The 216-nt window shown below is 24.5% G+C and carries 1 protein-coding gene; it reads right to left on the reverse strand.

The annotated features are described in order from the left end of the window. Nucleotides 1-216 (reverse strand): hypothetical protein (locus VJI93_RS09355; protein ID WP_324000662.1); only part of this gene is annotated, 216 nt, incomplete at both ends.

Below are 216 nucleotides of genomic sequence, written 5' to 3' on the forward strand. Positions count from 1 at the left end.
TCCTATAATTCTATTAAATATATAAAATCTTTTCTCTTTACTTAAATGTGCAAATTTTTTATCTATTGCTCTTTTTAGCTTTAGTATTAAATTTGCTGTTCTTTCGTCAAAGCCAAAATCTTTCATTAAAACTTCTTTATATTCCTTCTCTTCTCTAGTTTCTATTTTTCTTGCTTCATTTAGTTCGTTTAGTATATTTAGTTTTCTTAGCCATTC

This window comes from Parvimonas sp. M20 (assembly GCF_035282425.1).
Classification (GTDB): domain Bacteria; phylum Bacillota; class Clostridia; order Tissierellales; family Peptoniphilaceae; genus Parvimonas.